Genomic DNA, 11,389 nt, shown 5'->3' on the forward strand with positions numbered 1-11,389 from the left:
CTAATGGACTTAGTTATTAGTACAGGCGAACGCGACGAGCGTTTTCGCGAGCTAGCTTCTTAGCGTGACGCTTTTGAGCTGCTGCTTTAGCGCGTTTGCGAACTGTAGTTGGTTTTTCGTAGTGCTCACGACGACGCACTTCAGAAAGGATACCTGCTTTTTCGCAAGAGCGCTTGAAACGACGTAGTGCAACGTCGAACGGTTCGTTTTCACGTACTTTAACTACTGGCATATGCCTTTCACCTCAGGGGTTATTCGTTAACGCTGGCATCGGTAGTCCAAACAATGCTGTTCGGTCTATAACCAGCTTGATCAAAAATGGTGCGGAATTTTAATCCGATCACAATAGCTTTGTAAAGCATTTTGTCGAGTATATATCCATGCAGCGCCAAGGTATAGTTTGATTGGTCGCCCCATGGATTAAGCTCAGGGCTCTAATTTAGTTGCTTAACATCTCGAAATCAAAAAATTAACCTAAATCAAATTTTAATGGCTTCGCGATAGAGTGGTCTAATCTATTGTCATTATTGATAAAAATGAACTTACTTGTTGGATGTTGTAATCGTTTAACCCCATTATTCATGGCTGATATGGCCATTTATAGCGAGTGTGGTTAGTGCTATCTGCAGGGACAAAATTTGTTTGCAACGTCAAGGCGAGGTAAGATTGCCGCCAATTTGAAACAGTCGACAGAAGCCTTCTGAGTTAACCATGCGTATTATCGGTATCGAAACCTCTTGTGATGAGACGGGAATTGCCATTTATGATGATGAGAAAGGCCTGCTTTCTCACCAGCTTTACAGTCAGGTAAAATTGCATGCCGATTACGGCGGTGTAGTCCCTGAATTGGCCTCTCGCGATCACGTTAAAAAAACCATTCCGCTTATCAAAGCTGCGATGGCTGAAGTGAACCTTACTCCAAAAGATATCGATGGCATCGCGTATACCGCAGGCCCTGGTCTTGCCGGTGCACTTTTAGTTGGCGCGACGATTGGCCGCAGCCTTGCTTATGCATGGAACATCCCTGCCGTTGCGGTTCACCACATGGAAGGCCACTTGCTGGCGCCAATGTTGGAAGATAACCCACCACCGTTCCCATTTGTTGCTGTGCTGGTTTCAGGCGGTCACTCAATGATGGTGGAAGTGAAAGGGATCGGTGAGTATAAGATCCTTGGCGAGTCGGTGGATGATGCGGCAGGTGAAGCATTCGATAAAACGGCAAAATTGATGGGACTGGATTACCCAGGTGGTCCACTGCTGTCTAAACTGGCAGAGAAAGGCACTCCGGGTCGTTTTAAGTTTCCACGCCCGATGACCAACGTACCGGGACTCGATATGAGCTTCTCTGGTCTGAAAACCTTTACAGCCAATACCATTGCCGCTAATGGCGATGACGATCAAACTCGTGCGGATATCGCGTTAGCGTTTGAAGAAGCGGTGTGTGCAACCTTGGTGATCAAATGCAAACGCGCATTGGATCAAACTGGGTTTAAACGCATTGTGATTGCTGGTGGTGTGAGTGCCAACAAGCGTTTACGAGTTGAACTTGGCAAGTTAGCACAAAAGATCGGTGGTGAAGTTTATTACCCTCGTACTGAGTTTTGTACCGATAACGGCGCAATGATCGCGTATGCCGGTATGCAGCGTTTGAAAAACAGCGAAGCAACGGATCTGGCGGTAGAAGCGAAGCCGCGTTGGCCGATCGATCAACTTGAACCGATCGCTTAATTGATCAATTCAAATCAAGGCCGCTGTTATAGCGGCCTTTTTTTTGCCTTCAGCAGAACAATTGCTTATTGCCATCGCTTTGAAACAATGGATAAATGTAGAGCAGCAATAGCAAGCAGTGATAGGAAAGCGACACAATGGATAGAAGCATGAAAAAATTTGCAATCGATGGCTGTGAAATGGCCTATCAGGATGTAGGACAAGGCCCTGTGGTGCTATTTGGTCATAGCTACTTGTGGGATAGTGAGATGTGGGCGCCACAAATAGCGCAGTTAAGTCAGTCATTTCGTTGTATTGTGCCAGATCTGTGGGCTCATGGAGAGTCTGACAGCGCACCGCTTTCAACCCGATCATTGCAAGATTACGCCCAGCAGATCCTCGCATTGATGGATCACTTAGAGATTGATCAATTTGCGATCGTTGGCCTATCTGTTGGTGGCATGTGGGGGGCAGAAGTGGTGGCGATGGCGCCACGACGAGTGAATGCCATTGCGTTGATGGATACTTTTGTCGGTTTAGAGCCTGAAGTGGCACACAAAAAGTACTTTGCCATGTTAGAGACGATCAACACAGTTAAACATGTTCCTGAAGCGATCATTGCTGCGGTAACACCGCTGTTTTTTGCCCGTAATGCTGAGCAAGATAACCCTGAATTGGTGGCGAAATTTCAGCAGCACCTCGCTCAAATAAAAGGTGAACAAGCTGAGGCGATTGCAAAGGTTGGTCGGATGGTTTTTGGTCGTCGCGATCTGATTGACGCTTTAGAGCATTTTACACTACCGACCCTGATTGCCGTAGGCGCAGAAGATATTCCTCGCCCTTACTTGGAGTCGTACTTAATGCAAGATTGTATTGATGGCGCGGAGTTGGTGCAAATTCCCAATGCCGGTCATATCTCTAATTTAGAGCAGCCGCAATTTGTCACATCGTTGCTCAACGATTTTCTAACCAAAGCGCTGCGTTAGTGCTAACGCTAAATCTTTTAAATAAAAAGGCCTCGAATGAGGCCTTTTTTGATTTGCTTGATATTCACGACAGCGATGCAAGTTTACGCTTATTTAAATTTCTTGCTGCCTAATTTTGGCTCAGTGCCATCAAACAGTCGGCGAATGTTTTGATGGTGACGGAAGACGATCAAACAACAGAGCATGGCCACAGGCAGAGTATATTGTGGCTTGATCATCCAAGTGTACATGGGGGCCAGTAACACCGTCACCAGCGCAGCCAGTGATGAAATACGGAAGATAAAAGCAGTAATGATCCAGGTGGCGATCACCATTCCAGTAAGATCCAAGCCGATCGGTGCAATGGCGCCTAATGCTGTCGCGACTCCTTTTCCGCCAGAGAAATGGAAAAACAGTGGGTACATGTGACCAAGACAGGCTGCAATGGCGACAATACCGAGCATGATGGGATCAATTTCTAGTAAATAGCCGCCCCAGACCGGAATGGTGCCTTTGAGCATGTCACACAGCAAGACTGACAGCGCTGCTTTACGGCCACCAATGCGCAGCACATTGGTCGCTCCAGGATTGTTGGATCCGACTTTGCGAGGATCAGGCAGGCGCAAGATCCGGCAGATCAAAACGGCACTAGAGATCGAACCTAGTAAATAGGCAAAAATGATCATGGCTAGTGCTAATGGCGTCATAAAGAGTCAACTCGATGAAAAAAGTGTCTATGGTGCAAGTAATTGATATCATATCGCGCTCTCACTACTTACTGTAAGTAGTTGAGAGTTAAATAGTACGATTTTTTCTCTTTATTGGGTATCCGACCTGTATAGGAAGTGACGAAGAATGGACAAAGTATTTATCGAACAACTTGAAGTGATCACTACTATTGGTGCTTACGATTGGGAACAAGAGATTAAGCAAAAGCTTGTGCTAGATATTGAAATGGCGCATGACAATCGTGTTGCTGGTAAGAGTGATGATGTTGCCGATGCTTTGGACTATGCCCAAGTGAGCGCTGCTGTACTGAACCATATCGGCAATGGTCGCTTTTTATTGGTTGAACGTGTAGCGGAAGAAGTTGCGCAGTTGATCATGTCGCAATTTAGCGTGCCTTGGATCAAGATCCGTTTGACCAAGCCTGGCGCGGTACCTCAAGCCAAAGGCGTCGGTGTAGTGATCGAACGCGGACAGCTATGATTACCACTTATATTGGGATTGGCTCCAATATTGATCGACAAAAGCACGTTGAGATCGCCCTTGTCGAATTGTCTCGAATTGGAGAGGATTTACAAATCTCTACAATTTATGAGTGTGAAGCGGTTGGTTTCAAAAGTGAGCCTTTTTACAATCTCGTAGTGGAAATGAAAACCGTTATGGGATTAACGGAGTTGTCACATGCCCTTCGTAAGATAGAGCTTAAATGGGGACGCAGGGAAGACGCCGCTAAGCTTGAGCCTCGCACTTTAGATTTGGATATTATTTTGTTTGGTGAGTTGGTGAATGAACACCAGCCGAAAATACCGCGTGATGATATCTACAAATTTGCATTTGTGATTCAGCCGCTTAATGAATTATGCCCGCAATTAGTTGTACCTGGGGATGGTAGAACCATTCAGCAAATTTATACTGCTACCAAATACCCAGAAGTGTTAACTGTGGTTAAGCCATGGTTTTTTTGATTGGTCGTTAATGAGATTACAATGAGTACTTTTGAAGCGTTTATCTTGGCATTGATCCAAGGCTTAACTGAATTTTTACCTATTTCGAGCTCTGCTCACCTGATTCTACCCTCGGCTGTGTTCGGCTGGGCCGATCAAGGTTTGGCGTTCGATGTCGCGGTACATGTTGGCACTCTAGCAGCGGTGATGATCTATTTCCGCGCTGAAGTCGTAAGTTTGCTATCGGCATTTTTCGGTTCGATCTTTAAAGGCGAACGCAGTAAAGAATCGAAATTGGCGTGGATGATCGTACTCGCAACGATCCCAGCGTGTATCTTCGGTTTATTGATGAAAGACATCATCGAAATTTATCTGCGCAGCGCATGGATTATTGCCATCACTACCATCGTGTTTGGTTTACTGCTTTGGTACGTCGATAAGAATGCCAGTTTGGTCAAAGATGAATACCAAACCACGTGGAAGAAAGCCCTATTTATTGGTGTTGCTCAAGCACTGGCGATGATTCCCGGCACCTCGCGTTCTGGCGCAACGATTACCGCGGCACTCTATTTGGGTTTTACCCGTGAAGCGGCAGCACGTTTTTCATTCTTAATGTCGATTCCTATCATTCTTTTAGCGGGTGGTTATTTAAGCCTCAAGCTCGTGGAAAGTGGTGCGCCGATTGATTTTGCAGTATTGGCAACGGGGATCGTGACTTCATTTATTAGTGCCTACATTTGTATCCACTTCTTCCTGAAATTGATCTCTCGAATGGGCATGATGCCTTTCGTTATCTACCGTCTTATTTTAGGTTTCGGCTTGTTGGCCTTTTTAGCGCTTAACTAATCCAGCCTACTTTTACCTCGAAGACCACATAACCCAATCTCGCGCCATCCGCGACATTGTGGTATATATGTGGTCTTTCTATTTCTTTTCTTTAACAAAAATTTATGCGCGCTTTTGCTCTGATCTTAATATTACTATTTGGCTGGCTTCAGTACACCTTGTGGCTGGGCAAAAATGGTATCACTGACTTTCAAGCCGTCAGTGCGGATATTGAGGTGCAAAATCAGGTAAATACCAATCTAGCGGTGCGCAACAATGAAATGTTTGCTGAGATTGACGATCTGCGCCAAGGCCTTGATGCTATTGAAGAGCGTGCTCGTCATGAGCTTGGCATGGTTAAAGAAGGTGAAACCTTCTACCGCATTATTGGAGATGATCACAAATAATGGTGACTCAATCCTCTCATTCTACGTTGTTGCGATCTATTGTTGCGATTGTGCCAGCTGCTGGTGTTGGCAGTCGCATGAAAGCGGGCAAACCTAAGCAATACCTCACTATTGGCCAACAAACGGTCCTTGAGCATACGGTTGAAAAACTGTTAGCGCATCCTGCGGTCGGGATTGTGGTGGTCGCGATTACCGATGGCGACCCTTATTTTCCAGAATTAAGCATCGCTACGCATCCACGCGTTATGCGGGTTTCGGGCGGTAAAGAGCGAGCCGATTCGGTTTTGTCTGCCTTACAATATGTGCAAGCTCACCAGCTTGGCGAATGGGCGATGGTGCATGATGCTGCGCGTCCGTGCGTGCGAGTAGAAGATTTAAATACACTGATTTCGGTATCACAATCACATAATGTGGGAGCCATTTTAGCTTCTCCAGTGCGTGATACGATGAAGCGGTCTAATCAGAATGGCGCTATAGACCATACGGTAGATCGCGAAGCGTTGTGGCATGCATTAACCCCACAAATGTTTAAAACAGAACCGCTAACGCGCATTTTGAGCGACGCTCTGGCTGCGGGTGCTATGATTACCGATGAGGCCTCTGCCTTTGAATGGGCCGGCTTACAACCTGCGTTAGTGCAAGGTTATGCGGACAACATCAAAATCACTCAGCCTGAAGATTTAGCGTTAGCCGAGTTCTATCTTGAGCGAGAAAAAGGATAAAACATGATGCGAATTGGTCACGGCTTCGATGTACATAAATTTGGTGGCGAAGGCCCAGTTATTATTGGCGGTGTTGCCGTTCCTTATGAGCAAGGATTGATTGCCCATTCTGATGGTGATGTTGCGCTGCATGCATTGTGCGATGCACTGCTTGGTGCGATTGCTGCCGGTGATATTGGTCGCCATTTCCCTGATACGGATGATGAGTGGAAAGGGGCTGATAGCCGTATGTTATTGCGTGATGTCTACCGCCGCGTTAAAGAGCAAGGTTATACCTTGGGTAATGCCGACGTTACGATTATGGCGCAAGCCCCTAAAATGGCCCCGCATATTGAAGCCATGTGTGCGGCGATTGCCCAAGATTTAGAAACGGATCTTGGCAACGTCAATGTAAAAGCGACAACAACAGAGCGCTTAGGTTTTACAGGCCGTAAAGAAGGCATCGCTTGTGAAGCGGTGGTGTTACTGGTTAAACAAAATTAATTTTAATCGTTGGTTTTCGCTGTTGGCGCCATTGTTGTTGCCAGCGACGAAGAGCTGCGATGGAACTCATCATGTCAGATATTCTATCTCCATTGGCTTACCTAACGGGTAAACCAACCGCTCAAGGCAAGCTAAAAGTACAACCTGAGCACTTCCAAGTTTTCGAAAACCTCGGTTTTGAGTTTGCCGGTCAAGGTGAACACCTGATGGTACGTATTCGTAAAACTGGTGAAAACACTGCATTTGTGGCCAATGAACTTGCCAAAGCATGCGGCGTGAAGTCAAAAGATGTCAGCTGGTCTGGCTTGAAAGATCGCCACGCGGTGACGGAGCAATGGTTGAGTGTGCATCTGCCAAAAGGTGAAACTCCGGATTTTTCTGCTTTCTTAGCGCAGTACCCACAGATCGAAATTATTAAGACCGGTCGTCATAATAAAAAACTACGTCCTGGTGATCATATCAGCAACAGCTTTGTTGTGACGATGTCTGAAGTGACGGATGTTGCTGATGTCGTACGCCGCTTGGAAACGATTATGGAAACGGGCGTGCCGAACTACTTTGGCAGTCAGCGCTTTGGTCACAAAGGTAATAACCTCAGTGAAGCTCGTCGTTGGGGGCGTAATAACGTTCGTACCAAAGACCAAAACAAGCGCAGCCTGTTTCTTTCCAGTGCTCGTTCATGGATTTTTAATAAAATCGTGTCTGCGCGTATTGAGCAAAACATCTTTACACAAGTTATCTTGGGCGATATCGCGCTGAGTGACGTGAAGATGAGTGATGAAGAGACGGGCGTAACTAATGCTAAGCCGATCCTTGTCACGGCTGATAATTTTGCCAGCATCGGTGAAGCCGTTGCCAATAACGATATGCAGATCAGTGCGGCGATGGCTGGTGACAATGCATTGCCAACCCATGACGATGCATTGCTATTAGAGCAACCTTGCCTAGATTCAGAGCCTGATTTGATGGCATTGATTCGTGGTAACCGTATGCGCCATGATCGCCGTAGTATTGCACTTAAAGCGCAAGATCTGACATGGTCGGTGGAAGGTGACAATATTACCTTAAGCTTTAGTCTTGATTGTGGCTGTTTTGCTACATCTATTGTGCGTGAACTGATTGAAGAGATTGAAGTGGAGCGTGTTTATTCATGAGTTCTGCTTGCAACACTGAACCTCGATTGAAGATTCTGTTGAGCAATGATGATGGTGTGCATGCTGAAGGTATTCACGCCATGGCTGACGCGTTAAAACCTTTTGCCGATATCGTTATTGTCGCCCCTGACCGCAATCGGTCGGGGGCTTCAAACTCACTGACGTTAGAGCAACCACTGCGCGTTAATAAAATTGCGGATAACACCTATTCAGTGCAAGGTACGCCAACCGATTGTGTCCATTTTGCTTTGAACGAGTTGATGAAAGACAATCTGCCTGATCTGGTGCTATCTGGTATTAACCATGGTGCGAACCTTGGTGACGATGTGCTTTATTCAGGTACCGTGGCTGCGGCGATGGAAGGACATTTTCTTGGTGTTCAGTCGATTGCGTTGTCGCTGGTGGGTAAGCAACATTTTGCAACCGCCGCGCACATTGCCATCGAACTGGTTCAGCAGCACTTAGAGCGTCCAATTCCGACCAATCGTCTGCTTAACGTCAATATTCCCGATCGTTCGCTAGAGCAGTTATCGGGCACATTAGTGACTCGATTAGGTGCGCGTCATCACGCCGAGGATATGATCAAGCAGAAAGATCCGCGTGGTCATGATATTTATTGGCTCGGTCCTCCCGGTAAAGAGCAAGATGCAGGAGAAGGTACGGATTTCTATGCCGTGGAACACGGCTATGTGTCGATCACACCGTTACAGGTGGATTTAACGGCGCATGAATCTATCTCCGCGATGAATCATTGGTTAAAAGGTAATTAGGCTATGGCAAACCCACATGCCGACAGATTAAAGCAGTTTCTTGTCGCTAGTGGCATTCACGATCAAGCTGTATTGGATGCGATCTATCATCTGCCACGTGAGAGCTTTGTCTCTCAGGCTATGATCCATCAGGCTTATGATAATAATGCTTTACCAATCGGTCATGGACAGACCATTTCTCAGCCATACATCGTGGCTAAGATGACAGAGACCATTGAACTGAAAAGAGACAGCAAGGTCTTAGAGGTAGGCACCGGCTCTGGTTATCAAACCGCCGTATTGGCTCAACTGGTCGATCACGTTTACTCTATTGAGCGCATTAAGGCGCTACAATGGGATGCGAAACGACGTTTAAAGCAACTTGATCTTTACAATGTCTCTACCAAGCATGGTGATGGTTGGCAAGGATGGGCAGCGAAAGCGCCTTTTGACGCCATTATTGTTACCGCTGCGGCTGACTCGATTCCACCGGTATTACTTGAGCAGCTTAATGAGGGAGGCATTATGGTGATTCCGGTTGGTGTTGATGAACAGCAACTATTAAAAATTACTCGTCGCGATGGCGAGTTCCAGTCTGAAGTAATTGAAATGGTACGCTTTGTTCCATTAATTGCAGGTGATCTCGCTTAATCATGTTTGTTAAGTCTAATTCATTATTGATGTTTGCATTAGGTAGCGCACTAGTTGGGTGTGCTGCTCATTCCCCTGCGCCAGTATCAAGCTTGAATAAAGATTATGATGCAATTTCGCGTGGAAGTTACCGTGGTAGCTACTATGAAGTGGAGCGTGGAGATACGCTCTATTTTATCGCCTACGTCACTAATAAAGATGTAAACGAGATTGTACGTTTCAATAACTTGCAAGCGCCGTACACAATTTACCCCGGACAAAAACTCAAGTTGTGGCAGCCAGCTTACAATCCCCCTTCTTATGGTAAAAGCAGTGCTGTTGTCGCTACCAGCTCAGTCGCTGTGGGCGCTGCCGCAGTAACGGCGGCCAAGCCATCAGTGGCGAGTAAAAACTCTAATCAACAAGTTGCGTCAACTAAGCCTCCCGCTAAGAAACCGGTAGCACAAAAAACGGCCTCTAAAGGGGTTGAACAATCTAAACCAAAGGAGTATGTTGGCTCTAAAGGTAAACAAAGTGTTAACAAAAATGTCAATTCAACGACATCAGCTAACGTTAAAGTTACCAAGTGGTTATGGCCAACCAAGGGGAGGGTAATTAAGAATTTTTCAGCTGGTGACCAAGGAAATAAAGGTATTGATATCGCAGGACAGCGAGGCCAAGCCATCACATCAACCGCCGCGGGATCAGTTGTCTATTCAGGTAATGCTCTACGAGGTTATGGCAATCTCGTAATAATAAAACATAACGATAAATATTTAAGCGCATATGCGCACAACGATAAGTTGCTAGTACACGAAGGACAAAGTGTAAAAGCAGGACAAAAAATCGCAACAATGGGTAGTTCGGGTACCAATAGTGTTCGCTTGCACTTTGAAATACGCTACCAAGGTAAGTCGGTGAATCCAAAACGCTACTTACCATAAACTTGACTTGCAAATAGTAAAAAATTAGCGGCATAGGATGTTTAAAATGTCTTGCTAACTCGCCATGGGGAGGCGCTATGAGTATGAGCAATACAGCAACAAAAGTTGAAGAATTTGATCTCAATAACATGGAAACGTTAGAGGTTGAAGCACAAACCGCAAAAAAATCCGCATCAGCTAATGCAGCTGCGAAAGAAGAGTATGAGGTCTCGAATAAGAGCCTTGATGCGACGCAGCTTTACCTTGGCGAAATCGGCTTTTCACCACTACTTACCGCAGAAGAAGAAGTGCTTTATGCTCGCCGTGCCTTGCGTGGTGATGAAGCAGCGCGTAAACGTATGATCGAAAGTAACCTGCGTTTGGTGGTGAAGATTTCTCGTCGTTACAGCAATCGTGGTCTTGCACTGCTTGATTTGATTGAAGAAGGTAACTTAGGTCTGATCCGAGCGGTTGAAAAATTTGATCCAGAGCGTGGCTTCCGTTTTTCAACGTATGCTACTTGGTGGATTCGTCAAACCATTGAACGTGCGTTGATGAACCAAACCCGCACAATTCGTCTACCGATTCACGTCGTTAAAGAGCTGAATATTTATCTGCGTACCGCTCGCGAGCTTTCACAAAAGCTTGACCATGAGCCAACGGCAGAAGAGATTGCAATGCAATTAGATAAGCCAGTTGATGATGTGAGTAAAATGCTACGCCTGAATGAGCGTATTAGTTCGGTTGATACCCCAATTGGTGGTGATGGCGAAAAAGCACTGTTGGACATTATTCCTGATGTGAAGCATTCAGATCCTGAAGTATCAACACAAGATGATGATATTAAGGATTCATTGATTAATTGGCTTGATGAGTTAAACCCTAAGCAAAAAGAAGTTTTAGCGCGCCGTTTTGGTCTGCTTGGGTATGAACCATCAACGCTTGAAGAAGTGGGACGCGAGATTAATCTAACACGTGAGCGTGTGCGTCAGATTCAAGTAGAAGGTCTACGTCGTTTACGTGAAATCTTGATTAAACAAGGTTTGAGCATGGAAAACCTGTTCAGCGTAGAAGACGACTAACGTTCATTTTTACTGCATAGTGGCAGTAGTCGTTGCAGCCATGATAATTGAAAAATAGATAATAAAAACGCT

At 45.9% G+C, this 11,389-nt stretch carries 15 protein-coding genes; 13 read left to right on the forward strand and 2 right to left on the reverse strand.

The window, feature by feature from the left end; genetic code table 11:
• Nucleotides 1–16 precede the first annotated feature (16 nt).
• Nucleotides 17–232 carry a 30S ribosomal protein S21 gene (gene rpsU / locus RH88_RS16465; RefSeq protein WP_001145625.1) on the reverse strand — a complete coding sequence of 72 codons (216 nt, stop codon included), beginning with the start codon at nt 230–232 and terminating at the stop codon, nt 17–19.
• Between the two features lie 479 nt (nt 233–711).
• On the opposite strand from rpsU, the gene tsaD reads away from it, so the two are divergent.
• A complete protein-coding gene (gene tsaD / locus RH88_RS16470; RefSeq protein ID WP_005598091.1) occupies nt 712–1,728 on the forward strand; it encodes a tRNA (adenosine(37)-N6)-threonylcarbamoyltransferase complex transferase subunit TsaD in 1,017 nt (338 codons plus the stop codon).
• A 149-nt stretch (nt 1,729–1,877) separates the two neighbouring features.
• The gene (locus RH88_RS16475) at nt 1,878–2,693 is read left to right on the forward strand and encodes an alpha/beta fold hydrolase (RefSeq protein WP_040758002.1); all 816 of its coding nucleotides are present in this window, start codon (nt 1,878–1,880) and stop codon (nt 2,691–2,693) included.
• An 89-nt stretch (nt 2,694–2,782) separates the two neighbouring features.
• On the opposite strand, the gene plsY is transcribed toward RH88_RS16475, so the two are convergent.
• Nucleotides 2,783–3,379 (reverse strand): glycerol-3-phosphate 1-O-acyltransferase PlsY, encoded by a 597-nt coding sequence (plsY, locus tag RH88_RS16480; protein ID WP_005598093.1) that lies wholly within the window; start codon nt 3,377–3,379, stop codon nt 2,783–2,785.
• Between the two features lie 148 nt (nt 3,380–3,527).
• Between plsY and folB the strand changes: the two genes are divergently transcribed.
• The 11 genes from folB to rpoS all read left to right on the forward strand — a co-directional run bounded on the left by folB (nt 3,528) and on the right by rpoS (nt 11,317).
• Nucleotides 3,528–3,881, forward strand: coding sequence for a dihydroneopterin aldolase (gene folB / locus RH88_RS16485; RefSeq protein ID WP_005598094.1), 354 nt, complete (start codon nt 3,528–3,530; stop codon nt 3,879–3,881).
• Nucleotides 3,878–4,363: a 2-amino-4-hydroxy-6-hydroxymethyldihydropteridine diphosphokinase gene (gene folK, locus RH88_RS16490; RefSeq protein WP_005598095.1), complete on the forward strand. Its 486-nt coding sequence runs from the start codon at nt 3,878–3,880 to the stop codon at nt 4,361–4,363. The genes folB and folK overlap by 4 nt, the downstream gene beginning before the upstream one ends.
• A 21-nt stretch (nt 4,364–4,384) precedes the next feature.
• A complete protein-coding gene (locus tag RH88_RS16495; protein ID WP_005598096.1) occupies nt 4,385–5,188 on the forward strand; it encodes an undecaprenyl-diphosphate phosphatase in 804 nt (267 codons plus the stop codon).
• A 104-nt stretch (nt 5,189–5,292) separates the two neighbouring features.
• The gene (gene ftsB, locus RH88_RS16500) at nt 5,293–5,574 is read left to right on the forward strand and encodes a cell division protein FtsB (RefSeq protein ID WP_005598097.1); all 282 of its coding nucleotides are present in this window, start codon (nt 5,293–5,295) and stop codon (nt 5,572–5,574) included.
• Entirely contained in the window at nt 5,574–6,296 is a 723-nt protein-coding gene (gene ispD, locus RH88_RS16505) for a 2-C-methyl-D-erythritol 4-phosphate cytidylyltransferase (protein ID WP_005598098.1), read from the forward strand. The genes ftsB and ispD overlap by 1 nt, the downstream gene beginning before the upstream one ends.
• A 3-nt stretch (nt 6,297–6,299) precedes the next feature.
• Nucleotides 6,300–6,779 (forward strand): 2-C-methyl-D-erythritol 2,4-cyclodiphosphate synthase, encoded by a 480-nt coding sequence (gene ispF / locus RH88_RS16510; protein ID WP_040758003.1) that lies wholly within the window; start codon nt 6,300–6,302, stop codon nt 6,777–6,779.
• A 71-nt stretch (nt 6,780–6,850) separates the two neighbouring features.
• Entirely contained in the window at nt 6,851–7,933 is a 1,083-nt protein-coding gene (gene truD / locus RH88_RS16515; protein WP_005598100.1) for a tRNA pseudouridine(13) synthase TruD, read from the forward strand.
• A 26-nt stretch (nt 7,934–7,959) separates the two neighbouring features.
• The gene (surE, locus tag RH88_RS16520) at nt 7,960–8,703 is read left to right on the forward strand and encodes a 5'/3'-nucleotidase SurE (RefSeq protein WP_005598101.1); all 744 of its coding nucleotides are present in this window, start codon (nt 7,960–7,962) and stop codon (nt 8,701–8,703) included.
• Between the two features lie 3 nt (nt 8,704–8,706).
• Complete coding sequence (locus RH88_RS16525) at nt 8,707–9,333, forward strand: protein-L-isoaspartate(D-aspartate) O-methyltransferase (protein ID WP_005598102.1); 627 nt, start codon at nt 8,707–8,709, stop codon at nt 9,331–9,333.
• A gap of 2 nt (nt 9,334–9,335) precedes the next feature.
• Entirely contained in the window at nt 9,336–10,256 is a 921-nt protein-coding gene (gene nlpD, locus RH88_RS16530) for a murein hydrolase activator NlpD (protein WP_005598103.1), read from the forward strand.
• A 77-nt stretch (nt 10,257–10,333) separates the two neighbouring features.
• On the forward strand, nt 10,334–11,317 hold the full coding sequence (gene rpoS, locus RH88_RS16535; protein WP_005598104.1) for an RNA polymerase sigma factor RpoS: 984 nt from the start codon (nt 10,334–10,336) through the stop codon (nt 11,315–11,317).
• Nucleotides 11,318–11,389: the final 72 nt, after the last annotated feature.

Origin of the sequence: Vibrio scophthalmi LMG 19158 (genome assembly GCF_000222585.1) — a bacterium.
In the GTDB taxonomy this organism is placed as follows: domain Bacteria; phylum Pseudomonadota; class Gammaproteobacteria; order Enterobacterales; family Vibrionaceae; genus Vibrio; species Vibrio scophthalmi.

Coding starts and splice junctions, on each gene's coding strand:
- ftsB (WP_005598097.1), top strand. CDS start 5,293: ATGCGCGCTTTTGCTCTGATCTTAATATTACTATTTGGCTGGCTTCAG.
- tsaD (WP_005598091.1), top strand. CDS start 712: ATGCGTATTATCGGTATCGAAACCTCTTGTGATGAGACGGGAATTGCC.
- ispF (WP_040758003.1), top strand. CDS start 6,300: ATGATGCGAATTGGTCACGGCTTCGATGTACATAAATTTGGTGGCGAA.
- plsY (WP_005598093.1), bottom strand. CDS start 3,379: ATGACGCCATTAGCACTAGCCATGATCATTTTTGCCTATTTACTAGGT.
- truD (WP_005598100.1), top strand. CDS start 6,851: ATGTCAGATATTCTATCTCCATTGGCTTACCTAACGGGTAAACCAACC.
- nlpD (WP_005598103.1), top strand. CDS start 9,336: ATGTTTGTTAAGTCTAATTCATTATTGATGTTTGCATTAGGTAGCGCA.
- RH88_RS16495 (WP_005598096.1), top strand. CDS start 4,385: ATGAGTACTTTTGAAGCGTTTATCTTGGCATTGATCCAAGGCTTAACT.
- RH88_RS16475 (WP_040758002.1), top strand. CDS start 1,878: ATGAAAAAATTTGCAATCGATGGCTGTGAAATGGCCTATCAGGATGTA.
- ispD (WP_005598098.1), top strand. CDS start 5,574: ATGGTGACTCAATCCTCTCATTCTACGTTGTTGCGATCTATTGTTGCG.
- folK (WP_005598095.1), top strand. CDS start 3,878: ATGATTACCACTTATATTGGGATTGGCTCCAATATTGATCGACAAAAG.
- rpoS (WP_005598104.1), top strand. CDS start 10,334: ATGAGTATGAGCAATACAGCAACAAAAGTTGAAGAATTTGATCTCAAT.
- RH88_RS16525 (WP_005598102.1), top strand. CDS start 8,707: ATGGCAAACCCACATGCCGACAGATTAAAGCAGTTTCTTGTCGCTAGT.
- rpsU (WP_001145625.1), bottom strand. CDS start 232: ATGCCAGTAGTTAAAGTACGTGAAAACGAACCGTTCGACGTTGCACTA.
- folB (WP_005598094.1), top strand. CDS start 3,528: ATGGACAAAGTATTTATCGAACAACTTGAAGTGATCACTACTATTGGT.